This is a genomic window from Streptomyces sp. KR55 (assembly GCF_052245645.1).
In the GTDB taxonomy this organism is placed as follows: domain Bacteria; phylum Actinomycetota; class Actinomycetes; order Streptomycetales; family Streptomycetaceae; genus Streptomyces; species Streptomyces flavusporus.
Genome location: NZ_JBQQCE010000144.1, coordinates 1 through 20,982, shown reverse-complemented (window position 1 = coordinate 20,982; position 20,982 = coordinate 1). Strand labels below are relative to the sequence as shown.

Below are 20,982 nucleotides of genomic sequence, written 5' to 3'. Positions count from 1 at the left end.
GCTACCGGCCCTCGCGCCGCCGGGTGCTGGACGGCGCGAGGGCGGCCGGCATCGAGAACCTGATGGTGCTCACCGGTGACGTGCACGTCGGCTACGCCTTCGACATCAAGGACGACTTCGACGACCCGGCCTCACCGACGGTGGGCACCGAGATCGTCGCCACGTCGATCGCCAGCGGCCGCGACGGCGCCGAGAAGCCGGCCAACTGGAACACGTACATGACGGCCAACCCGCACCTGAAGTTCTACAACGGCCGGCGGGGTTACGTGACCGTCGCGCTGGGGCGGGAGCAGGCCCGGGCCGACTTCAGGACGGTGCCGTACGTGACCACGCCCGGGGCGCCGGTCACGACGGCCGCGTCCTTCGTGACGCAGGTGGGGGAGCCGGGGCTCAGGCAGGTGTGAGCTGCGGCTCGTCCGCCTGGTCGGGATGCTCGCCGGGGTAGCGGACGCCGATGCGGTCGCGGATCGCGTCGAGCGTCCGCATCACGGCGAGTGTGCCGTCGAGCGGGACGAGGGGGGACTCGGTCTCGCCGGCGCGCAGAGCCCGCATCACCTCGCGGGCCTCGTGCTTGAGGCTGTTGTGCGGGTCGGCGGCCGGGTCGTGGCCGAACTCCTCGGGGTCGCGGCCGTTGCGGTGCAGGACGAAACGGTCGGGCTGGAAGAAGCCGTACGGGATGTCGATCCGGCCGTGCGAGCCGGTGACCGAGGCGGCGACGGGCGTACCGCCGACGATGGAGCAGTGCACCGAAGCGAGAGCGCCACTCTCCCAGGAGAGCAGTGCTCCCGTCTGGAGGTCGACGCCCTCGTCGGAGAGCACTGCTCTCGCCGTGATGTCCGACGGCTCGCCGAGCAGCAGATGCGCGAAGGAGACCGGGTAGACGCCGAGGTCCAGCAGCGCGCCCCCGCCCTGCCGCGGATCCCGCAGCCGGTGCTCGGGCGGGAAGGGGCCCGACAGCCCGAAGTCCGCCTGAACGCTGCGCACTTCGCCGATCGCCCCGTCGTCCACCAGCGCCTTCAGACGCCGCACCAGCGGATTGCAGTACATCCACATGGCCTCCATCAGGAAGCTCCCGCGTTCCCGCGCCAGCGCGACCAGTTCCTCCGCCTCGCGCACGTTCAGCGTGAACGCCTTCTCGCACAGCACGTTCCGCCCCGCCGTCAGGCACAGACCGGCGGCCTCCCGGTGCGCCGCGTGCGGAGTGGCGACGTACACGACGTCGACGCCCTCGTCCTGCGCCAGGGACTCCCAGTCACCGTACGCCCGGGGGATCCCGAACCGTTCCGCAAACGCCTTCGCCGAGTCTGAAGTCCGCGAGGCCACCGCCACCACCTGCGCGTCCGGCAGATCCACCAGATCCGCCGTGAACGCCGCCGCGATCCCGCCCGTCGCCAGGATCCCCCATCGCACGCTGTCCGCCGTCATGCCCGCCCCACCCTCGTTCTCGTTCGATCTTGTTCGTTCTCGTTTGATGTCACCAGGCACTGTGTTCGAACTGAGAGCATAGGGAGCGGACTGGTTCAAGTAAGAGGGAGGGGTACATGTCCGAAGGCGGGGCACCGATACCGGATCTTTCAGAGGCGGCCGCACCGACGATGCGGCCGCCCGTTCGTGCACTGCGCCGCACCGGACTGCTCGTCACGCTCATCCTCGGCGGGCTCACCGCCACCCCGCCGCTGTCCATGGACATGTACCTCCCTGCCATGCCGGAGGTCACCGAGTCCCTGCACGCGCCCGCCGCGACCGTGCAGCTCACGCTCACCGCCTGCCTGGCCGGCATGGCGCTCGGACAGCTGGTCGTCGGCCCGATGAGCGACCGGTGGGGCCGCCGCCGGCCGCTGCTGACCGGACTCGCCGTGTACATCGTCGCCACCGCCCTGTGCGCGGTGGCGCCCACCGTCGAGTCCCTGGTCGCCTTCCGGCTGGCGCAGGGCCTCGCCGGCGCGGCCGGGATCGTGATCGCGCGGGCGGTCGTACGCGACCTGTACGACGGCGTGGCCATGGCCCGCTTCTTCTCCACCCTCATGCTGATCTCCGGGGTCGCCCCGATCGTCGCGCCGCTCATCGGCGGGCAGATCCTGCGGGTGACGGACTGGCGAGGCGTGTTCGTGGTCCTCACGGCCGTCGGAGTGCTGCTCGCCGGAGTCGTCTGGTTCCGGCTCCCGGAGACCCTCCCGCCCGCCGAACGCCACCGCGGCGGCGTCGGCGAGGCCCTGCACTCGATGCGCCGGCTCCTCGCCGACCTGCCCTTCACCGGCTACATGCTCGCCGGCGGCTTCGCCTTCGCCGCGCTGTTCGCCTATGTCTCCGCGTCGCCGTTCGTGATCCAGGAGATCTACGGCGCCTCCCCGCAGACCTTCAGCCTGCTGTTCGGCCTGAACTCCATCGGCCTCGTCGCCGCCGGGCAGATCAACGGCAAGGTGCTGGTCGGCCGGGTCCGCCTCGACCGGGTCCTCGCCCTCGGGCTGACGGTCGTCGTCCTGGCCGCGACCTCGCTGCTGCTGATGTCGCTGGGTGTCTTCGGCGAGGTGGGGCTCGTCCCGGTCTCCGGCGCGCTGTTCGTCCTGATGACCGCGATGGGTTTCACCCTGCCCAACGCGCAGACGCTCGCCCTCCTGCGCACCAGGCACTCCGCGGGCTCAGCGTCCGCCCTGCTCGGTACGTCCTCCTTCCTCATCGGCGCCATCGCCTCCCCCCTCGCCGGGATCGGGGGCGAGCACACCGCCGTCCCCATGGCTGTCGTCCAACTGGCCGCAGCCCTGGTGGCGGCGGCCTGCTTCGTGGGATTGTGCCGACCTTGGAACGCAGGTAGGGGCGTGGAGGGAGCGGGGAGCTGAGTGCGCCGAGGCTGCGAAGCGGCACACCGGAACGGGCCGGACTCGACCCCGGCGAACTCGGTCTCCTCGTCCGCGACGTCCAGGGCCTGACGACCGGTGAGCGCCCGTGGGCGGCGGGTGCCGTCGTCGTCGCCGGGCGCGGGCCGGTGCTCGCGGTGGAGGAGGCGGCGGGTCACGCCGTGCGGTACGCGGCGTACGACCCGGAGGCCGACGCGGGGGTCGAACTGCCGGCCGCGGACCGGGTGCCGATGGCCGTGGACACGCCCTTCGACCTGGCCTCGCTCACCAAGCTGTTCACCGCCGTCGCCGCGGTCCAGCAGATCGAACGCGGCACGCTCGGCATCGACGCGCGCGTGGGCGACTACCTGCCGGACTTCCGCGCCGCGGCCCGGCACGCCGTCACCGTACGGCAGTTGCTCACCCACACCTCCGGGCTGCGGCCCGAACTCCCGCTGTACGACTGCCCGGACGACGCCGGGCGGCTGGCGCTGCTGCGCGCGGAGCCGCCGACGGGGAAGCCCGGCGTGTACCGCTACTCCGACCTGAACATGCTGCTGCTCCAGTACGTCCTGGAACGCATCACCGGCCACCCTCTGGACGTCCTCGTACGCGACGGGATCACCCGCCCGCTGGGGATGTCGTCGACACGCTTCGGCCCGTGCCCGGGCGCGGCGGCGACGGAGGACCAGCGCCGGCCGTGGGCGAAGGCCGACCGGGGGATGCTGCGGGGGGTCGTCCACGACGAGAACGCGTGGGCGCTGGGCGGGGTGGCCGGTCATGCGGGCCTGTTCGCCACGGGGCGGGACCTGGCGGTGTTCTGCCGGGCGCTGCTGGCGGGGGGTTCGTACGGGCCGGCGCGCATCCTGGGCCCGGATTTCGTGGAGCTGCTGCTGACGCCGCCCGGGCTGGGGTTCGTGCTGGACCAGCCGTGGTTCATGGGGGAGCTGGCGGGGCGGGGAGCGGCCGGGCACACCGGTTTCACGGGGACGTCGCTGGTGCTGGACCGGGCGACGGACACGTTCCTGATCCTGCTCGCGAACACGGTCCACCCCTGCCGCCGCGCCCCGGACAGCCGACCGCGGGCAGTGGCGGGGACGCGGGTGGCTCGGGCGGTGCAGGGGATGTGAGCGGCGCCTTCAGTGGTGAGCGCTGCTCTCGGTGGTGAGCCGTGCTCTCAGCGGTGAGCCGTGCCCTCGGTCGTGGGCAGTGTTCTCGGTGGCGAGCGGTGTTTTCGACGGCGAGCGCTGCCCTCAGCGACGTGCGGCGCACTCGAATGTGAGCGGTGCTCGCAAAGCGGTGCGCCGCTCCACCTCGCTGCCCCATAGAATCGCCAGGTGAACGCCCCCCAGCCCCCGGCCGAAACCCTCCGTGCCGCCCTCGCCGGGCTGCTCGACGGACTTCCGCCCAGGCATGCCGCGCAGGCCGTGGAGCGGCTGATCGGTCATTACCGGGGCGCCACCCCGACCGACGCCCCGATCCTTCGGGACCGTGCCGACGTGGCCGCGTACGCCGCGTACCGGATGCCGGCCACGTTCGAGGCGGTGCGCTCGGCGCTGAGGGCGTTCGCGGCGGCCGTGCCCGGGTGGGTGCCCGGCGGGCATGTGGACGTCGGGGGCGGTACCGGCGCCGCGAGCTGGGCCGTCACCGCCACCTGGGGCGGGGTCCGGCCGGTGACCGTGCTGGACTGGGCCGAACCCGCGCTCGCGCTCGGGCGCGAGGTCGCCGCCGCCAACCCGGCGCTGCGCGACGCCCGCTGGCAGCGCTCTCGTATCGGAGCGGCGCTCACCCTCGAGAGCACTGATCTCGTCACCGTCTCCTACGTCCTCAACGAGCTCACCGCCCCCGACCGCGCCGCCCTCGTCGACGCCACCGCGGCCGCCGCCCAGGCCGTCGTCCTCGTCGAACCCGGCACCCCCGACGGCTACGCCCGCATCATCGACGCCCGCGACCGTCTGATCGCCGCCGGCTTCCACATCGCCGCCCCCTGCCCGCACAGCGCCGCCTGCCCCATCGCCCCCGGCACCGACTGGTGCCACTTCTCGGCGCGGGTCAGCCGTTCCTCGCTGCACCGCCAGGTCAAGGGCGGCTCCCTCGCCTACGAGGACGAGAAGTTCAGCTACGTCGCCGCCACCCGCTTCCCGCCCACGCCGGCCCCCTCCCGGGTCGTCCGCAAACCTCAGATCCGCAAGGGCCAGGTCCTCCTCGACCTGTGCGAGACCGACGAACAGCTCCGCAGGGCGACCGTCACCAAACGCCACGGCGACCGGTACAAGGCGGCCCGCGACGCCGGCTGGGGCGACGCGTGGCCGCCCATGGAGTCGTCGTAGGCGGTCGCTTCCTCTGTGGCCTGTGATGCCCGTCACCTTCGGTCGTGTCACATCCCGCCGAGCCGTTCCGTCAGAGGGGTGTAGCCACCGACCACGGCAGAGGAGCCCACCATGGAAGCCCGTTTGAACGTCTTCGGCAGCCCGACCGCAGGCAAGTTCCTGAAGCACATCGTCTCTGCGGGCAAGGTGCTCGCGGACTCGCCGCTGCCCGCAGCGACGCAGGAACTGGTGAACCTCCGCGCGAGTCAGATCAACGGCTGCGGTTTCTGCACCGACATGCACACCAAGGACGCCCTCGCCGCCGGTGAGACCTCCGTACGCCTCAACCTGGTCGCGGCCTGGCGTGAGGCCACGGTGTTCACCGAGGCCGAGCGCGCCGCGCTGGAGCTGACGGAACAGGGCACCCGCATCGCGGACGCGGCCGGAGGTGTCACGGACGAGGCCTGGGCGAACGCCGCCAAGCACTACGACGAGGAGCAGCTCGCCGCCCTGGTGTCCCAGATCGCCCTCATCAACACCTTCAACCGGCTGAACGTCATCACCCGGCAGCCCGCCGGCGACTACCAGCCCGGCCAGTTCGGATAGCCGGGGGACGGCCGGGGGCAGCCCGGGAGTACGTCGGGCCCGCACCGGGCCGGGGCCCCTTCCGGCGGGCCCCGGTCCAGCTCGGGCCTCTGGCGAGACGTAACGTCTTGTCAGCCTGGTAAATTCGCCCCATGGCCAAGAAGTCCGCCCCCGACGCCGCCCGCCGCAGTGAGAAGTCCCGTCGCGCGATCTACGCCGCCGCCCTCGAACTCGTCGGCGAGGTCGGTTACGCCAAGACCACCGTCGAGGGCATCGCCGCCCGCGCCGGTGTCGGCAAGCAGACGATCTACCGCTGGTGGTCGTCGAAGGCCGACGTCCTGCTGGAGGCCTTCCTCGACCTGGCCGAGCAGACGGCGCAGGACGCCGGGCAGGAGCCGTACGCCACCATCCCGGACACCGGCGACCTCGCCGCCGATCTCAAGGCCGTCCTGCGCGCCACGGTCGACGAGCTGCTCGACCCCCGGTTCGAGGTCCCGTCCCGCGCCCTGGCCGCCGAGGGCCTGGTCAACGAGCAGCTCGGCCGGGAGCTCGTGGCCAAGCTCCTCGAACCCTCGCTCCAGCTGTACGTCCAGCGTCTGCGCTCCGCACAGAAGGCCGGCGACGTACGCCCCGAGGTGGACCCCCGTATAGCCCTGGAACTCTTCGTCTCCCCGCTCGCCCAGCGCTGGCTGCAGCACACCGGACCCATCTCGTACGAGTACACCGACACCCTCGTCGACTACGCCCTGTACGGACTCGCGCCCCGATAACCCGCACCCTGATAAATCACGGCAAAGCGCCCGATGATCCCTGATCCCTGTGTGGAGTACGTCTCGCCCCACCCACCCCGGTTGGGGACTGCGGCCCCCAGGGAGCAGGATGGTGGGACCATGGAGCAAGCTGTCCGTTTCGGCAGCGAGGTTCAACAGCGAGGTTCAACAGCGAGGCGAGGGGATAGATGAGCGCGGAGTTCGGCGGTCGCACCGGCCGGCAGGGCAAACTCTCCCAGTGGCTGCGGGGACGCCGCCCGAAGGAGGCCGCTGCCGACGGCGGCGGCCGTGAGGACCTGCTGCTCGCCGTCGCCGCCGCGGGTCTGCCGCTGGCGCCCGCCGCGTACCCGGCTCCCGGCTACCGCTGTTCCTGCGACCGCGTCGGCTGTCCGACGCCCGCCCGGCACCCGGTGTCGTTCGCCTGGCAGACGCAGTCCACGACCGACCGTGCGCAGATCGAGCGATGGGCCCGCCACCAGCCGCAGGCCAACTTCATCACCGCGACCGGCATGGTGCACGACGTCCTCGACGTGCCCCTGGAAGCCGGTCGCGAGGCGTTGCAGCGCCTCCTCGCCGCCGGCGTGGAGGTCGGGCCGGTCGCCGCGAGCGACGACGGCCGCATGCTGTTCTTCACCCTCACCCGCGGCACCCCCGAGGACGAGGACGAGTGGTGGCCGTGCGAGCTGGACTGTCACCCCGAGACGATGGACGAGCATCCGGGCCTGCGCTGGCACTGCCGCGGCTCCTACGTCCTCGTTCCCCCGGCCCAGCTCCCCGGCGACGACCAGACCGTGCACTGGGTACGCGGCCCCGAGCATGCGCTGCCCGATCCGCTGAGCCTGCTGGAAGTCCTCACCGACGCCTGCGCCCGGTACGCGGGCACGGAGCCGGACCACGCGAGCGCGACCTGGCCCCTGCGCCACTGAGCGGCCTAGGGCCTGTCCGGCGGATCAGGCCGGCTCCAAGGGGCGGTGACTGATCGGCGCTGGTGAGCGGGGCCTGGTGCGTGCAGCTGCAAGGCGGAGGAGGGCGTCGACGCGATGGGGGCCCCTCCCGCGCATGGGGGTCCCCCCGCTCGGGCGAAGCCGAGCGTGGGGGAGTCGGCGAGTGACGACAACGCGGCAGACGGGCGTGCCAGGCCCCGCGATTCCGGCATGATCCGCCGGACAGGCCCCAGCGCCCTACTCGCCCTTCGCCGCGGTCAGCCCCTGGATCCGGCCCAGCACCGTCACCTGCTGGTCCCCGGAGCTCTTCTCCGGGTCCAGAGCCACCTCGTTGGAGACGACCTCCAGCGTCAGCGACTGCTTGATCTCGCCGGTCGTCAGGGCCTGGACGTCCTTGCTCGGCGTCGGTACCGACGTACCAGCCGCGGCCGTCTGCTTCTCGAAGTGGCGGGTGCTGAAGAACACCAGCGCCCCGCCGTCGGCGGTGCGTAGCGCCACGGGGGCGTAGTCGCCGTTCGTCAGCGGCTCGTCGATGTACTGGGTGGCCAGGCCCGGCTTGCTCTTGTTCTTGTCACGCAGTTCGCGCCACGTGGTGGTGTGCGTGCCGGGCGCGAAGGCGTCCCCGCCGTCCTGGAGGTACGTCGCGTAGTTCTGGCTCAAGTCGCCCGGTGCCACGGCGAGTTCGGGGGAGTTCGCGGGGATCGCCTCGGCCCAGCCGTCCTTGTCCTTCTTGAACTCCGGTACCTTGCCGGGCGCCACCAGTGTCAGATACGACACCTGCCACTGCTCGGTGAGCCCGTTGCGGGTGAACACCATCAGCCAGCGCGCGGCGGAGCCCTTGTTGGCCGCGGCGTCGGCGAGGAACCAGCGCGGCCAGCCGGCCTTCTTCGGGATGGTGTACTCGACGTCGCTGAACTTCAGCGGTGAATGCGCGGGGTTGCCGTCCGGGTTGTTGGCGCGGCCGGCCTTCAGCCGCGCCTCGTCGATGGCGGCCAGGGGGCCGGTGACGTGGTCGGCGTCGAGGGAGCTGTCGTAGGCCTTGTCGGCCCTGTTGTACGCGGCCGTGAACTCGGCCAGCGCCCTGGCTGCCTCGTCCTCGGTCGTCGCGGGGAGCACCTCACGCTCGCCGTGCACCACCACGCATCCGCTCGCCGTCAACGACAAAGCGGTCATCGAAGCTGCCATGAGCACGCTCCGGTCCAGCCTGCGAAGCCTGCGAGGGCCGCGATCCCTGCTCATCGGGTCCTTTCACCTTCCCCTTCCCGGAGGCGAACCCTACCGGGGCGGGGAAACGCGCGGGCGCCGGGATCGACTTCAGCGGCCACACCGTGACCTGGCCTTCACACGTCCCGCCGGGGTGTCACCAGGACCGCTCCCGTGCGCGGGTGCGGGAGCACCTCGACGGGCTGGTCGTAGACGTCCGTGAGGAGCCGGTCGGAGAACACCTCCGCCGGGGGCCCGTCGGCGGCGATCCGGCCGGCGTGCAGGACCGCGACACGGTGCGCGTGGGCGGCGGCGAGCCCCAGGTCGTGCAGGACGACGACCACGGCGTCCCCGGCGCGGGCCCGCTCCCGGCACAGGCGCAGCACCAGCTCCTGGTGCTTGAGGTCGAGGGCGGCGGTCGGCTCGTCGAGCAGCAGCAGACAGGCACGCTGGGCGAGGACGCGGGCGAGTGCGACGCGGGCGCGTTCGCCGCCGCTGAGCGCGGAGAAGGGCCGTACTGCGAAGGCGGTCACCTCGGTCGCCGCCATGGCCGCGGCCACCGCCGCGTCGTCCTGGTCCTCCAGCGGCGTGCCGGCCCAGGGCGCCCGTCCCATCCGGACCACTTCCTCGACGGTGAACGGGAAGGACAGCGCCGCCGACTGCGGCAACACGGCCCGGCGCAGCGCCAGTTCCGGCGCCGGCCACTGCCCGGCGGGGCGGCCGTGGATGCGTACGACGCCCTCGGCGGGCGGGAGATCGGCGGCGAGCGCACTCAACAGGGTTGACTTGCCGGCGCCGTTGGGGCCGACCAGAGCGAGCACCTCACCGGCCCGGACGGCGATGTCGACGCCGTTCAGGACGGTGCGCGCACCGAGGCGTACGTGCAGGCCCGCCGCCTCGGCGAGGACGTCGCCGGGTGTCGGGGCGGGCGGCACCACGGGCCGCCGGGGACGAAGACGCATCAGGCCCAGCCTCCTTGCCTGCGTCGGGTGCGGCGCAGCAGCCAGAAGAAGAACGGGCTGCCCACCAGGGCGGTCAGGACGCCGAGCGGCAGTTCGGCGGGGGCGGCGAGGGTACGGGCCGCGAGGTCGGCGGCGAGCAGCACCGCCGCACCGCCGAGCGCGCTGCCCGGCACGAGGAAGCGGTGCCCGGGGCCGGCCGCCATCCGCAGCAGGTGCGGTACGACCAGACCGACGAAGCCGATGATGCCGGAGACGCTGACTGCGGCGGCCGTCAGCAGCGCGATGACGAGGACCAGCACGATCCGCAGCCGCTCCACGTCCACACCCAGGTGCCGGGCGGGCCGTTCGCCGAGCGAGAGCAGGTCCAGCCGGCGCGCGTACAGCGGGGCCAGTGCCAGGCCGGCGGCCGCGCACGGCAGTACGGCGAGCACCTTGGGCCAGGTGGCCTGGGCGAGGGAGCCGAGCTGCCAGAAGGTGATCTGGTTCACGGCGGCGGTGTCGGCGAAGAAGATGAACAGGCCGATCAGGGCGCCGGTGAACGCGTTCACGGCGATTCCGGTGAGGATCAGCGTCACGACCTCGGTGCGGCCGCCCGATCGGGACATCGCGTATACGAGCAGGACGGTGCCGAGGCCGCCGGCGAAGGCCAGGGCGGGGACGGTCCAGTTGCCGAGGAAGTTCAGGCCCAGCGAGATCCCGGCGACCGCGCCGACCGCCGCGCCGGAGGAGACGCCGATCGTGCCCGGCTCGGCGAGCGGGTTGCCGAACACGCCCTGCATCAGCGCGCCCGCGCAGCCCAGCGAGGCCCCGACGAGCAGGGCGAGCACGATCCGCGGGAAGCGGACGTTCCACAGCACGGACTCGGCGACCCGGTCCGACTCGGCGCCGCCCAGCCCGACTTTGTGCAGCACCGAGCCGAGGACGTCACCGACCGGGATGGGGTAGGCGCCGATACCGGCGGCCACCGGGACGAGAACGAGCAGGGCGAGCACCATCCCCGCGGTCAGCAGCCAGGCGGTGCCCTGGCGTCTGCGGGGCGGGGTGTCGGGCGGTGGGGCCGCTTCCTCGGCGGCTCTCTTCTCCAGCACCGTCATGCGGCACCACCCATCGTCCGGTTCCTCTCGGTCAGTGTTTCAATGCCGGGGTGACTGACTACGACGTCCTGCGGGTCTTCTGCAGCCCCGGCGGGGGATACGGCAACGAACTCGGCGTCGTCCGCGACGGCTCGGTCATGCCCGAGCGGTGCGACCGGCAGGCGTTCGCCGCGAAGCTCGGCTTCAGCGAGACCGTGTTCGTGGACGACCCCGAGCGCGGGGTCATCGACATCTACACCCCCAGCACCCGGCTGCCCTTCGCCGGGTATCCCTGCGTCGGCGCGGCCTGGCTGCTCGACGTGCCCGAACTCGTCACGCCCGCCGGGGTAGTGGGCGCCCGGCAGGACGGGGAGTTCAGCTGGATCGAGGCCCGCCCGGAGTGGGCTCCGCCGCGCACGCTCCGCCAGTACGGCACGGCGGCCGAGGTGGACGAGCTGCCCGTGCCGCCGCCGGGGGTGGGGGTACCTCCCACGCCTTTCGGGCAGTGGGGGAGGGTGTACGCCTGGGCCTGGGAGGACGAGGCGGCGGGCCGCATCCGCGCCCGCGCCTTCCCCGGCCGTGACGACGGCATCGACGAGGACGAGGCGACCGGCGCGGCCGCCCTCCAGCTGACGGCACGACTGGGCCGCGCCCTGAACATCACCCAGGGCACGGGCTCGCAGATACTCACGGCTCCGCAGCCGGAGGGCTGGGTGGAGGTAGGAGGGCGCGTCTTCCTCGAGCGCTGAGCGGGCTCGGCGAAGTCCGGTGCGGTTCGGCCGCGCCCCAAAGGGGCGCGGGGAACTGCGCGACCAGCCACGAACGACCCGCAGGTTTCCGAACCGCATATCCAGCGGAGCGCTTAGGCGCTCAGCGGGAACTCCTCGCTCAATGCCTGGAAGACCGCCATGTTCAGCCTGAACGCCCGCTGGCACTCGGCGATGATCCGCTGCTTCTCCAGGTCGTCCGCCCGGACGTCGTCCAGCAGTTGGCGGTAGCCGCGCTTGAAGGCCGCCGGGTTGGAGATCTGGTCGAAGACGTAGAAGCGGACCCCGTCACCCTTCTTGTCGAAGCCCCACGTCTTCTCCGCCCGGTCGCGGACGACCTGGCCGCCGGCGAGGTCGCCGAGGTAGCGGGTGTAGTGGTGGGCGACATACCCGGCCGGCCAGGTGCGGGCACACTCCTCGATCCGGTCGGCGTACGCCCGCGTGGCGGGCAGAGCGGAGAGGGCGGACCGCCAGCCGGGGCCCCGCAGATGCGCCAGGTCCCGTTCGAGCGACGCCATCCGCATCAGCTCCGGGCGGACGAAGGGGCCGGCCACCGGGTCGGACGCCAGCCGCTCGGCGCCGGACTCCAGGGCGTCGTACACGAACCACAGCTGCTCGGTGTAGCGCGCGTAGGCGTCCACCCCCAGCCGGCCGCCCAGCAGATCGCTCATGAATGTCGACGAGTTCGCCTCTTCGTGCAGCTCGTGGGTGGTGGTGCGCAGGAGCGTCGAGAAGGAGTCCATGAGCCCAGATTCTCTATGGTTAGGCTTACCTAAGTCAATGCTTTTGCCGACTCGCTGTCGGTAAACGTGTACCCGAATCATCCCGGAAACCACCCAAAAAGGCCCGCCCTCCGAAGAGAGCGGGCCTTCACAGCAGGGCCGGTCAGGGCAGCGTCAGAATCTCCGCTCCCGTGTCCGTCACCACCAGCGTGTGCTCGAACTGCGCCGTTCGCCTGCGGTCCTTCGTCACGACCGTCCAGCCGTCGTCCCACATGTCGTACTCGTGCGTGCCGAGCGTCAGCATCGGCTCGATCGTGAAGGTCATCCCGGGCTGCATGACCGTCGTCGCGTGCGGGCTGTCGTAGTGCGGGATGATCAGGCCCGAGTGGAAGGACGAGTTGATGCCGTGGCCGGTGAAGTCGCGGACCACGCCGTAGCCGAAACGCTTGGCGTACGACTCGATCACGCGGCCGATGACGTTGATCTGGCGGCCCGGCCTGACCGCCTTGATCGCGCGGTTGAGGGACTCGCGCGTGCGCTCCACCAGCAGGCGGCTCTCCTCGTCGACGTCGCCGACCAGGTACGTGGCGTTGTTGTCGCCGTGCACCCCGCCGATGTACGCCGTCACGTCGAGGTTGATGATGTCGCCGTCCCGCAGGACCGTGGAGTCCGGGATGCCGTGGCAGATGACCTCGTTGATGCTCGTGCACAGGGACTTCGGGAAGCCGCGGTAGCCGAGCGTCGAGGGATAGGCGCCGTGGTCGCACATGTACTCGTGCGCCACCTTGTCCAGTTCGTCGGTGGTCACACCCGGCGCGATCAGCTTCGCGGCCTCCGCCATCGCCTGCGCGGCGATACGGCCGGCGACGCGCATCGCCTCGAGCGTCTCCGGGGTCTGCACCTCCGGCCCCGCGTACGGGGTCGGCGCGGGCTTGCCGACGTACTCGGGGCGCCGGATGTTTCCGGGCACGGAACGGGTGGGAGACAGCTCCCCTGGGACGAGCAGCGACTGGCCAGACATATCAGGGAGTCTAACCAGCGGGCATACGAGACCATGTCCCTGGCGAAAGGAGCCGGTCATGGCCCTGTTCAAGAAGCGCACGGTCGGTAAGCCGGGCGAGTGGTACTACTGCCTGCTGCACAAGAAGGTCGAGGAGGGGCCGGAATGCCCCGCCAAGGACCGCTTCGGGCCGTACGCCACCCGCGTGGAGGCCGAGCACGCGATGGAGACCGCCCGCGAGCGCAACCTCGAGTGGGAGACCGACCCCAAGTGGCACGACGCCCCCACAGGCGGCACGGACGACGACTGATCAGGCCCGGGCCGCCGCCCGCTGGGCGCGCACCCGCACGGCGTGCTCGCTCGTCCGGGCGTCGTACGTCATCAGCTTCGGCAGGCACAGGGCGAGCAGCCCCACCGCGCCCACGCACAGCAGCCCGCCCGACCACACCGACGCCCGCACGCCCCACCACGCGGCGAAACCACCCGACCTGACCTGGCCGAGGGTCGGTCCGACCGAGTACGACAGCAGCTCGATCCCGGCGAGCCGGCCCCGCAGCTCGTCCGGGATCGTCTGGTTCCACATGACCCCGCGGAAGATCCCGCTGACCATGTCGCAGCCGCCGGCCACGGTCAGGCACAGCAGCATCAGCCACACGTTGCCGACGACTCCGGCGGCCGCGATCGACACACCCCACAGAGCGGCCGAGAGGACGACCATCCGGCCGTGCCGGTGGATCCGCGCGGTCCAGCCGCTGGTCACGCTCACCAGCAGCGAACCCAGCGGCACCGTCGCGTACATCAGCCCCAGCGACCACTCGGCGTCCAGCTCGTCCGCCAGGAACGGCAGCAGGGCCAGCGGCATCGCCAGGAACATTGCGGCGAGGTCCACGGCGTAGGTGCCGAGGAGCTCCTTGCGGCTCCAGGCGTACCTGGCGCCCTCGGCGATGGCCCGCAGCGAGGGTTTCGCCGCCTCGTGCGAGGCGGGGGAGGAGGCGAGGGGGATGATCAGCGCGACCGAGACGACGAAGGTGACCAGGTCGGCCGCATAGGCCCAGCCGAGCCCCGCATACGCCACCACCACACCCGCCACGGCCGGGCCCGCGACCCCGCCGACCGTCCAGCGCAGGGAGTTGAGGGAGGTCGCGGCCGGCAGGTGCTCATGGGCGACGATCCGCGGCCAGAGCGAGTCGAGCGCGGGGCGCTGTACGGAGACAAGAGCCGAGGACAGGGCGGCCACGACATACAGGGGCCACACGGCGGGCTGCGGCAGCAGTGCGTTCACCAGCAGCACCGCACTGAGCAGCCCCTGTCCCGCCTCGGTCCAGATGATCAGCCCGCGCTTGTCGAGCGCGTCCGCGAGCGCACCGCCGTACAGCCCGAAGACGATCAGCGGGATCAGCTCCACGGCACCGATCGCCCCGACCGCCGCCGCGGACCCCGTGAGTTCCTTGATCTGCACCGGCAGCGCGACGAACGTCAGGAAGCTCCCGAAGTTCGAGATCAGCCCCGACAGCCACAGCCGCCGGAAGTCGGCGGAGGCCCGCCAGGGGGCGAGGTCCGGGAGGAGGGCGCGCAGGCCGGAAGCGGGTTCGTCGGTCACGAACCGTCATGCTCCGCGGGCGGGGGAGCTGTGGGCAACCGTTTTTCGACCGCCTGCGGGCGGACAGTGCTGGGCAGGGTCACCAGCGGGCAGGCGGCGGCGCCGTCAGTTCGTCCGCCAGCCTCGCCAGCCGGTCCCTCAGCCGCCGCCCCCGCGCCGCGGGCAGCGCGTTCTCCCCGGCCGCCGCGCTCACCAGGTGCTGCACGGTGTCCAGGTCCAGCTCGGACTCCTCCCGCACGGCCAGCGTCTCGTGCGCCATCGCGGTGAGGTCCCCGTCGGCCGAACCGAGGGCCAGCACCGTCGCCCCGGCCCGCCGTGCGTCGTGCACCCGCTCCAGCAGCGGCCCGCCCGGCCCTTGCGGTGACACCACCAGCAGCGTCTCACCACGCCGGGCCGCCTCGATGCGCCCCAGCCCGACCGCCAGATGCGCCGGATCCGAGGGGCGTGCATCGTGCCGTACGAGGGTGGGGGCCAGCTCGGGCGTACCCGACCAGGCCGCCTCGTCGACCAGGTGGGCCGCCAGATGCCACGGCTCGTACTCCGGTGTGCCGACGAGCAGCAGCCCGCCCCCGTGCGACACCACCGACCCGCGCAGCACCCCCGCGAACCGCCGAGTGGCCCCCAACCACTCGGTTCCGGCGAGCACTTCACGCAGCAACGCGACCCGTACGGCATCCATACGGCCGTATCCTGCCGTAACAGGGCACTCGTGACCCGGAGTTCACCGCGAATTCGCCCAAGATGGGCACAGGGCCGCAATCCCGCGAACGGTCACCCCGAGGAGTCGCCCATGCCACCAGCAACCGTCCCCTTCCGCGCCGGCCGCGAGGGTTATGCCAGTTACCGGATCCCGGCGGTCGTGCGGACGGACTCCGGCACCCTTCTCGCCTTCTGCGAGGGCCGGGTCGAGTCCGCGCACGACTGGGGGAACATCGACATCGTGCTGAAGCGCTCCACGGACGGCGGCCGCACCTGGGGCCCGTTGCAGGTGGTCGCGGACAACGGCACCGACCTCGCCGGGAACCCGGCCCCGGTCGTCCTCGACACCGGCCGCATCCTGCTCGTCCACGTCCGCTCCGCCGCGGCGGCCGCCGAGGAGCTCATCGTGCGCGGCGAGGTGAAGGAGGCCGACGGGCGCCGGGTGTGGGTGCAGCACAGCGACGACGACGGCCGGACCTGGTCGGAGCCCAGGGAGATCACCGGGCAGGTGAAGCAGCCCGGCTGGCGCTGGTACGCCACCACCCCCGGCCACGGCATCCAGCTGAGCACCGGCCGGGTCGTCGTCCCCGGCAACCACACGCTGCCGCCGGCCGGCACCGACCTCGGCAACGAGCCCCGGTACAACGGCGGCCACTGCCTGCTCAGTGACGACCGTGGCGAGACCTGGTACCTCGGCTACATCGACGACAGCGACGACGACTACGTCAACGTCAACGAGACCACCGCCGCCGAACTCCCCGACGGCCGCGTCTACTTCAACACCCGCACCGACTCCCGGTCGCCCGGCAACCGGGCCGACGCCCACTCCGAGGACGGCGGCAGGACCCTCGTGAAGCCGTTCCGTCCGCAGGCCGGGCTGACCGCCCCCGTCTGCCAGGCCAGCGTCCTCCAACTGCGCGACCCCGACATCCTGCTCTTCTCCGGGCCCGCCGCCCGCGGCCGTGCCCTGATGACCCTCCGCGCCTCCACCGACGGCGGCAGGACCTGGCGCCCGGTGTTCACGGCCGACGGCCTGCCGGCCGCGTACAGCGATCTCGTGCGCGTCGACGCGTCCACCGTCGGATTCCTCTACGAGACGGGCGACTTCGGCGCGTACGAGACGATCAGCTTCCTGCGGGTCCCCGTGACGGAGCTCACCTGACCCTGTGACGTCGCGGGGCCGGACGTAAAGTCGGCCCATGACCTCTACCGACAGTGCTGCACAGAAGCCCGCGAAGGCCCCCGCCAAGGACCCCTGGGACCTGCCCGACGTCTCCGGGCTGGTGGTCGGCGTGCTCGGCGGGACCGGGCCGCAGGGCAAAGGCCTCGCCTACCGGCTCGCCCGGGCCGGCCAGAAGGTGATCATCGGCTCCCGGGCGGCCGAGCGGGCGCAGGCCGCCGCTCAGGAGCTGGGGTACGGCGTCGAGGGCGCCGACAACGCCGAATGCGCGCGGCGCAGCGACATCGTGATCGTCGCCGTGCCGTGGGAGGGGCACGGCAAGACCCTGGAGTCCCTGCGCGCCGAGCTGGCCGGCAAGCTGGTCGTCGACTGCGTCAACCCGCTCGGCTTCGACAAGAAGGGCGCCTACGCGCTGAAGCCCGAGGAGGGCAGCGCCGCCGAGCAGGCCGCCGCGCTGCTGCCGGACGCGCGGGTCACCGCCGCCTTCCACCATCTGTCCGCCGTGCTGCTCCAGGACCCGGAGATCGAGGAGATCGACACCGACGTCATGGTCCTCGGCGAGGAGCGGGCCGACGTCGAGATCGTGCAGGCGCTGGCCGGCCGCATCCCCGGCATGCGCGGCATCTTCGCCGGCCGGCTGCGCAACGCCCACCAGGTGGAGTCGCTGGTCGCCAACCTGATCTCCGTCAACCGCCGCTACAAGGCGCACGCGGGACTGCGCGTCACGGACGTATGACCCCATGGGGGACACTGGTGGTCTCCAGCAATGCCAGCAGTGTCCCCCGACAGGAGCCGAACGCCATGCCCCGTCTCGCCCTCTACGCCCTCGCCGTCTGCGTCCTCGCCGTCGTCGCGGCCGTCATCTCCTTCGCGCAGGGCAGCTGGCTGGGCATCGTATGGGTGCTGCTCGCGGGACTGTCGTCGAACATGGCCTGGTACTACCTGAAGCGCGGCCGGAGCGCTCAGCGCAACTCGTCGGTCACGGGCTGACCGAGCAGTACTCGTTGGTGCCGAGCCAGAAGCGGTACAGCTCGTAGCCGCAGTACGTGCCGACCTCGTTGATCCCGAGGCCCCGCAGCACGGCGTCGACCAGGTCGAAGAACGCGCCGTTCAGCGCCGGGATCCACAGCAGCGCGAACACCAGCAGCAGCCCGAAGGGCGCGAGCGGCTCCACCTGGCGGCGGACGTTGTACGACAGCCAGGGCTCGATGACGCCGTAGCCGTCCAGGCCCGGCACCGGCAGGAAGTTCAGGATCGCGGCCGTCACCTGGAGCAGCGCGAGGAACGCCAGCGCGTACTGGAAGTCCCGCGGCACGCCGTCCAGCGCGTCCAGCCAGAACGGCGCCGTGCACACGGCCGCGAACAGCACGTTCGTCAGCGGACCCGCCGCCGAGATCAGACTGTGCCGCCACCGCCCCCGGATCCGGCCCCGCTCGATGAAGACGGCACCGCCTGGCAGCCCGATCCCGCCCAGGATCACGAACAGCACGGGCAGCACGATGCTGAGCAGGGCGTGCGTATAAGCGAGAGGATTCAGGCTCAGGTAGCCCTTCGCCCCGACGGTGATGTCGCCACTGTGCAGGGCGGTGCGGGCGTGTGCGTACTCGTGCAGACATAGAGAGACCACCCAGGCCGAGGTGACGAAGAGAAAGACGGCAAGCCCTGGAGATGATGCGAAGCCCGTCCATGTCGCCCAGCCGGTGACTGCCGTGACGGCAGCGATCCCGATGAAGACAGGGCTGATCCGCTGTTGGCTCGTACGAGAGGTGGTGGTCATGAACCGGGCTCCTGGTGGGTGGCCGAGCTGAGGGACGACGACCGTGATGGTGCATGTGGAGACAACGTTCAGAGAGGCTGTGAGTCTCCCAGAAGTGAGAAGTCCGCCGGGATCATCCCCCAACCGCTGCCGGGTCTGACCGCCCCAGGAACTTGGCAAGCCGCTCCTGGAAGTCGTCGGGGATCTCCAGAACATGGCCACCGCTTTCGCGAGGGTGGCATCTGATCGTGATGCCGGCCTGGATCAGATCCTCGCCGATCTCGGTGATATCCATGTTCTGCCACCGCTCCCCGAACGTTGTACCGAGCGGCACGAACTGCCAGTGATCCTCGTTGGCGCGGTGTCCCGGATTCCTCGAATCGTCCCTGACCTCGGCTTGTTGGACGTACACGCGGCGGGTGACAGGTGTATCTCCGACTGCTCTGACCAGCATGCGCAGGACGGGAGTGACGATGTCCTGGTCGGGCGAGAACACGTAGCCGGGGCATGGCGGGGACCCAACCCTTGAGAGGCAGCGAATCTTCTCGGTAACCCTGTACGTCCCGTCTTTGCGTCGCTTCTTCGTCGTGTGAAGCTGCAGGTTCTTGCCGCACCCTCCGCACTTGATCACATGGAGAAGCGGCGTCCTGGGGTTTGCGGAACGTCGGCTGATCGGGGTTGCGGAATCGGCCAGCGCGTCCTGAAGACGGTCGAATACGTCCTGGCTCAGTACCCCTTCGGCCACGCGGATGGGTCGGCCGTCCTGATCGTGGACCAGGACACGCCTCTTGTACTTCTTGCCGGGAACGTCCTCGCTGCGCGTCTTCCAACCCAGCAGGGTGGGGGAGGTGAGGATTCCCTTCAACGTTCGGGGATACCAGACGAAATCCTTGCCGGACTTGTTCCGTTGGTACGTGTCCGCAGGGGAAGGAACCCCCCGTTCTTCGAAATCTCGGCAGATGGCGTTGATCGACTCACCGTCGATGACGCGTTGAGCGGCTTCCCGGACGATGACTGCCGTTCCCGGGTTGATCTCCAGATAGCGGGCGCCGTCCTTCGAGTAAGTGCGATACCCGAAGGGCGGTGAACTGCCGCCCCATCGTGCGGACGTGAGCAAGTGCGCACGCGATGAGGCGACCCGCTCGGCGGCGGCCTGAGCCTCCATCTGGGCGAAGGTGGCGATCAGAGTAGCCGTCGCCTTTCCGGTCGGACTCGTGAGATCGAATGGCTCGGTGGCGGAGGCAAGTCCCTTGTCTCCATGACGCTCGGCCCACTCGATCATCTGGTGCAGGTCACTGACCCGGCGAACGAACCGATCGAGTCGCCAGAAGACGATGACATCGAATTCGGGGGCACGGTCGTCGAGCCAGCGGGATAGCTCCGGACGCTCCCATGGCGGGACTGCGGTGGCGGAGACAGAGAGGTCTCTGGCGATGCCGACGACCTCCCAACCGCGCAGCTCGCAAAAGGACTTGCACTCTTCGACCTGCCGTTCAGGGCTGGTCGTCGACTCGGTCTGAACGGTCAGGCGGACGGTGACGAGTGCCCTCGGGGGTCTTCCCATGACTCGAAGGCTAGCGTATTTGTATCCAAGCTACTGAGAGTTAGCTGAGTTAAACTCTTGGAGTCTGAGGTCATTCAGGGGGAGGCCCCCAGGGCCGGAGGGCAAGCGAGAATGGTCCCGTGCGCTATCGCATCCTCGGCACGACTCAGGCACTCCGCACCGACGGCACCCTTGTTCCGGTCGGCGGGGCGCGGTTGCGTGCCCTGTTGACCGTGCTGGCCCTGCGGCCTGGGCGTACCGTGCCTGTCAGTCTCCTGGTCGACGAGGTGTGGGACGGGGATTCGCCCGCCGATGCGACGGGGGCGCTGCAGGCGCTGGTGGGGCGGCTGCGCAGGGCGCTCGGGGCGGATGCCGTCGAGTCCGTGGAGGGCGGGTACCGGCTCGCCACCTCGGGCGACGACATCGACCTGCACCGTTTCGAGCGGCTCGTCGGCGACGGCATGCGCGCCCTCGCCGACGGCGACCCCGCCAAGGCGACCGCCGTCCTCGACGACGCCCTCGCCCTGTGGTGCGGCCCCGCCCTCGCCGACCTCCCCGACCGCACCGCAGAGGCGGCCCGCTGCGAGACCCGGCGGTTGGACGCCCTCCGCGCCCGCCACACCGCCGCCCTCGCCCTCGGCCACGCCGAACAGTCCCTGCCCGAGCTGACCGCCCTGTGCGACAGTCATCCCCTGGACGAGCCCCTTCAGGCCCTGCGCCTGCGCGCCCTGCGCGACGCCGGGCGGGCCGCTGAAGCGCTGGCCGCCTATGAAGACGTACGACAATTGCTCGCGGACCGGCTCGGCTCCGACCCGGGAGCGGAGCTGCGGGCACTGCATGCCGAGCTGCTCCGGCACCAGGACGAACGCCCGGCCGAGCCCCGCCCGCTCGGCAACCTGCGCGCCCGCCTCACCTCATTCGTCGGCCGCGACGACGACATCGAGGCCATTCGCAGCGACCTCGCCACCGCCCGGCTGGTCACGCTGCTCGGGCCCGGCGGTGCCGGGAAGACCCGGCTTTCGCAGGAGGCCGCCG

Annotated in this window: 23 protein-coding genes and 1 pseudogene; 13 read left to right on the top strand and 11 right to left on the bottom strand. The window is 71.2% G+C overall.

Annotated features, from left to right (window positions below; translation table 11 throughout):
- Positions 1–404: alkaline phosphatase D family protein (locus ACTWQJ_RS21900; protein WP_443308306.1), on the top strand; the 404-nt coding region annotated here is incomplete at its 5' end.
- Here the strand turns inward: ACTWQJ_RS21900 and ACTWQJ_RS21895 are convergent.
- Positions 391–1,425: a Gfo/Idh/MocA family protein gene (locus ACTWQJ_RS21895; RefSeq protein WP_443308305.1), complete on the bottom strand. Its 1,035-nt coding sequence runs from the start codon at positions 1,423–1,425 to the stop codon at positions 391–393. The genes ACTWQJ_RS21900 and ACTWQJ_RS21895 overlap by 14 nt on opposite strands.
- 170 nt (positions 1,426–1,595) lie before the next feature.
- On the opposite strand from ACTWQJ_RS21895, the gene ACTWQJ_RS21890 reads away from it, so the two are divergent.
- The 6 genes from ACTWQJ_RS21890 to ACTWQJ_RS21865 all read left to right on the top strand — a co-directional run bounded on the left by ACTWQJ_RS21890 (position 1,596) and on the right by ACTWQJ_RS21865 (position 7,424).
- Positions 1,596–2,837, top strand: a complete 1,242-nt coding sequence (locus tag ACTWQJ_RS21890; protein WP_443308308.1) for a multidrug effflux MFS transporter — start codon at positions 1,596–1,598, stop codon at positions 2,835–2,837.
- A gap of 11 nt (positions 2,838–2,848) precedes the next feature.
- Positions 2,849–3,964 carry a serine hydrolase domain-containing protein gene (locus ACTWQJ_RS21885; RefSeq protein ID WP_443308307.1) on the top strand — a complete coding sequence of 372 codons (1,116 nt, stop codon included), beginning with the start codon at positions 2,849–2,851 and terminating at the stop codon, positions 3,962–3,964.
- 207 nt (positions 3,965–4,171) lie between these two features.
- On the top strand, positions 4,172–5,164 hold the full coding sequence (locus ACTWQJ_RS21880) for a small ribosomal subunit Rsm22 family protein (protein ID WP_443308304.1): 993 nt from the start codon (positions 4,172–4,174) through the stop codon (positions 5,162–5,164).
- Positions 5,165–5,275: 111 nt separating this feature from the next.
- Positions 5,276–5,749 (top strand): carboxymuconolactone decarboxylase family protein, encoded by a 474-nt coding sequence (locus ACTWQJ_RS21875; protein WP_443308303.1) that lies wholly within the window; start codon positions 5,276–5,278, stop codon positions 5,747–5,749.
- Positions 5,750–5,880: 131 nt separating this feature from the next.
- Complete coding sequence (locus ACTWQJ_RS21870; protein WP_443308302.1) at positions 5,881–6,498, top strand: TetR/AcrR family transcriptional regulator; 618 nt, start codon at positions 5,881–5,883, stop codon at positions 6,496–6,498.
- A 188-nt stretch (positions 6,499–6,686) separates the two neighbouring features.
- Positions 6,687–7,424 carry a bifunctional DNA primase/polymerase gene (locus ACTWQJ_RS21865; protein WP_443308301.1) on the top strand — a complete coding sequence of 246 codons (738 nt, stop codon included), beginning with the start codon at positions 6,687–6,689 and terminating at the stop codon, positions 7,422–7,424.
- Between the two features lie 255 nt (positions 7,425–7,679).
- On the opposite strand, the gene ACTWQJ_RS21860 is transcribed toward ACTWQJ_RS21865, so the two are convergent.
- The 4 genes and pseudogenes from ACTWQJ_RS21860 to ACTWQJ_RS21845 all read right to left on the bottom strand — a co-directional run bounded on the left by ACTWQJ_RS21860 (position 7,680) and on the right by ACTWQJ_RS21845 (position 10,701).
- Positions 7,680–8,681: a hypothetical protein gene (locus ACTWQJ_RS21860; RefSeq protein ID WP_443308300.1), complete on the bottom strand. Its 1,002-nt coding sequence runs from the start codon at positions 8,679–8,681 to the stop codon at positions 7,680–7,682.
- Positions 8,644–8,778: pseudogene (locus ACTWQJ_RS21855) on the bottom strand (iron transporter); the annotation flags it as partial. The gene ACTWQJ_RS21860 and the pseudogene ACTWQJ_RS21855, both read right to left, overlap by 38 nt.
- Before the next feature lie 4 nt (positions 8,779–8,782).
- Positions 8,783–9,607, bottom strand: a complete 825-nt coding sequence (locus ACTWQJ_RS21850) for a heme ABC transporter ATP-binding protein (RefSeq protein ID WP_443308299.1) — start codon at positions 9,605–9,607, stop codon at positions 8,783–8,785.
- Positions 9,607–10,701: a FecCD family ABC transporter permease gene (locus ACTWQJ_RS21845; RefSeq protein ID WP_443308298.1), complete on the bottom strand. Its 1,095-nt coding sequence runs from the start codon at positions 10,699–10,701 to the stop codon at positions 9,607–9,609. Before ACTWQJ_RS21845 ends, ACTWQJ_RS21850 begins: the two co-directional genes overlap by 1 nt.
- A gap of 50 nt (positions 10,702–10,751) precedes the next feature.
- Here ACTWQJ_RS21845 and ACTWQJ_RS21840 point away from each other — a divergent pair, with 50 nt between their 5' ends.
- On the top strand, positions 10,752–11,429 hold the full coding sequence (locus ACTWQJ_RS21840) for a PhzF family phenazine biosynthesis protein (RefSeq protein WP_443308297.1): 678 nt from the start codon (positions 10,752–10,754) through the stop codon (positions 11,427–11,429).
- A 113-nt stretch (positions 11,430–11,542) separates the two neighbouring features.
- Here ACTWQJ_RS21840 and ACTWQJ_RS21835 read toward each other — a convergent pair whose 3' ends face one another.
- Both ACTWQJ_RS21835 and map read right to left on the bottom strand, forming a co-directional pair.
- Positions 11,543–12,190 (bottom strand): biliverdin-producing heme oxygenase, encoded by a 648-nt coding sequence (locus ACTWQJ_RS21835; protein WP_443308295.1) that lies wholly within the window; start codon positions 12,188–12,190, stop codon positions 11,543–11,545.
- A 142-nt stretch (positions 12,191–12,332) separates the two neighbouring features.
- Positions 12,333–13,190: a type I methionyl aminopeptidase gene (gene map / locus ACTWQJ_RS21830; protein ID WP_443308294.1), complete on the bottom strand. Its 858-nt coding sequence runs from the start codon at positions 13,188–13,190 to the stop codon at positions 12,333–12,335.
- Positions 13,191–13,248: 58 nt separating this feature from the next.
- On the opposite strand from map, the gene ACTWQJ_RS21825 reads away from it, so the two are divergent.
- Positions 13,249–13,479 carry a hypothetical protein gene (locus tag ACTWQJ_RS21825; protein WP_443308293.1) on the top strand — a complete coding sequence of 77 codons (231 nt, stop codon included), beginning with the start codon at positions 13,249–13,251 and terminating at the stop codon, positions 13,477–13,479.
- On the opposite strand, the gene ACTWQJ_RS21820 is transcribed toward ACTWQJ_RS21825, so the two are convergent.
- A complete protein-coding gene (locus ACTWQJ_RS21820) occupies positions 13,480–14,769 on the bottom strand; it encodes an MFS transporter (RefSeq protein WP_443308292.1) in 1,290 nt (429 codons plus the stop codon).
- 79 nt (positions 14,770–14,848) lie between these two features.
- Positions 14,849–15,448, bottom strand: coding sequence for a hypothetical protein (locus ACTWQJ_RS21815; protein WP_443308291.1), 600 nt, complete (start codon positions 15,446–15,448; stop codon positions 14,849–14,851).
- 111 nt (positions 15,449–15,559) lie between these two features.
- Here ACTWQJ_RS21815 and ACTWQJ_RS21810 point away from each other — a divergent pair, with 111 nt between their 5' ends.
- The 3 genes from ACTWQJ_RS21810 (at position 15,560) to ACTWQJ_RS21800 (ending at position 17,638) form a co-directional block, all read left to right on the top strand.
- Complete coding sequence (locus tag ACTWQJ_RS21810; protein WP_443308290.1) at positions 15,560–16,630, top strand: sialidase family protein; 1,071 nt, start codon at positions 15,560–15,562, stop codon at positions 16,628–16,630.
- Between the two features lie 37 nt (positions 16,631–16,667).
- Complete coding sequence (gene npdG / locus ACTWQJ_RS21805) at positions 16,668–17,384, top strand: NADPH-dependent F420 reductase (protein WP_443308289.1); 717 nt, start codon at positions 16,668–16,670, stop codon at positions 17,382–17,384.
- 65 nt (positions 17,385–17,449) lie between these two features.
- On the top strand, positions 17,450–17,638 hold the full coding sequence (locus ACTWQJ_RS21800) for a hypothetical protein (protein ID WP_443308288.1): 189 nt from the start codon (positions 17,450–17,452) through the stop codon (positions 17,636–17,638).
- On the opposite strand, the gene ACTWQJ_RS21795 is transcribed toward ACTWQJ_RS21800, so the two are convergent.
- On the bottom strand, positions 17,628–18,425 hold the full coding sequence (locus ACTWQJ_RS21795) for a site-2 protease family protein (protein ID WP_443308287.1): 798 nt from the start codon (positions 18,423–18,425) through the stop codon (positions 17,628–17,630). The two genes, ACTWQJ_RS21800 and ACTWQJ_RS21795, sit on opposite strands and share 11 nt — an antisense overlap.
- A gap of 112 nt (positions 18,426–18,537) precedes the next feature.
- Positions 18,538–19,968: a recombinase family protein gene (locus tag ACTWQJ_RS21790; RefSeq protein WP_443308286.1), complete on the bottom strand. Its 1,431-nt coding sequence runs from the start codon at positions 19,966–19,968 to the stop codon at positions 18,538–18,540.
- Between the two features lie 119 nt (positions 19,969–20,087).
- On the opposite strand from ACTWQJ_RS21790, the gene ACTWQJ_RS21785 reads away from it, so the two are divergent.
- Positions 20,088–20,982 (top strand): AfsR/SARP family transcriptional regulator (locus tag ACTWQJ_RS21785; protein WP_443308285.1); only part of this gene is annotated, 895 nt, incomplete at its 3' end.

What these genes read in the sequence shown, in the direction of transcription:
- ACTWQJ_RS21800 (WP_443308288.1), top strand. Translation starts at nt 17,450, where the DNA reads ATGCCCCGTCTCGCCCTCTACGCCCTCGCCGTCTGCGTCCTCGCCGTC.
- ACTWQJ_RS21845 (WP_443308298.1), bottom strand. Translation starts at nt 10,701, where the DNA reads ATGACGGTGCTGGAGAAGAGAGCCGCCGAGGAAGCGGCCCCACCGCCC.
- ACTWQJ_RS21890 (WP_443308308.1), top strand. Translation starts at nt 1,596, where the DNA reads ATGCGGCCGCCCGTTCGTGCACTGCGCCGCACCGGACTGCTCGTCACG.
- map (WP_443308294.1), bottom strand. Translation starts at nt 13,190, where the DNA reads ATGTCTGGCCAGTCGCTGCTCGTCCCAGGGGAGCTGTCTCCCACCCGT.
- npdG (WP_443308289.1), top strand. Translation starts at nt 16,668, where the DNA reads ATGACCTCTACCGACAGTGCTGCACAGAAGCCCGCGAAGGCCCCCGCC.
- ACTWQJ_RS21795 (WP_443308287.1), bottom strand. Translation starts at nt 18,425, where the DNA reads ATGACCACCACCTCTCGTACGAGCCAACAGCGGATCAGCCCTGTCTTC.
- ACTWQJ_RS21810 (WP_443308290.1), top strand. Translation starts at nt 15,560, where the DNA reads ATGCCACCAGCAACCGTCCCCTTCCGCGCCGGCCGCGAGGGTTATGCC.
- ACTWQJ_RS21825 (WP_443308293.1), top strand. Translation starts at nt 13,249, where the DNA reads ATGGCCCTGTTCAAGAAGCGCACGGTCGGTAAGCCGGGCGAGTGGTAC.
- ACTWQJ_RS21895 (WP_443308305.1), bottom strand. Translation starts at nt 1,425, where the DNA reads ATGACGGCGGACAGCGTGCGATGGGGGATCCTGGCGACGGGCGGGATC.
- ACTWQJ_RS21875 (WP_443308303.1), top strand. Translation starts at nt 5,276, where the DNA reads ATGGAAGCCCGTTTGAACGTCTTCGGCAGCCCGACCGCAGGCAAGTTC.
- ACTWQJ_RS21835 (WP_443308295.1), bottom strand. Translation starts at nt 12,190, where the DNA reads ATGGACTCCTTCTCGACGCTCCTGCGCACCACCACCCACGAGCTGCAC.
- ACTWQJ_RS21790 (WP_443308286.1), bottom strand. Translation starts at nt 19,968, where the DNA reads ATGGGAAGACCCCCGAGGGCACTCGTCACCGTCCGCCTGACCGTTCAG.
- ACTWQJ_RS21850 (WP_443308299.1), bottom strand. Translation starts at nt 9,607, where the DNA reads ATGCGTCTTCGTCCCCGGCGGCCCGTGGTGCCGCCCGCCCCGACACCC.
- ACTWQJ_RS21865 (WP_443308301.1), top strand. Translation starts at nt 6,687, where the DNA reads ATGAGCGCGGAGTTCGGCGGTCGCACCGGCCGGCAGGGCAAACTCTCC.
- ACTWQJ_RS21870 (WP_443308302.1), top strand. Translation starts at nt 5,881, where the DNA reads ATGGCCAAGAAGTCCGCCCCCGACGCCGCCCGCCGCAGTGAGAAGTCC.
- ACTWQJ_RS21860 (WP_443308300.1), bottom strand. Translation starts at nt 8,681, where the DNA reads ATGAGCAGGGATCGCGGCCCTCGCAGGCTTCGCAGGCTGGACCGGAGC.
- ACTWQJ_RS21815 (WP_443308291.1), bottom strand. Translation starts at nt 15,448, where the DNA reads ATGGATGCCGTACGGGTCGCGTTGCTGCGTGAAGTGCTCGCCGGAACC.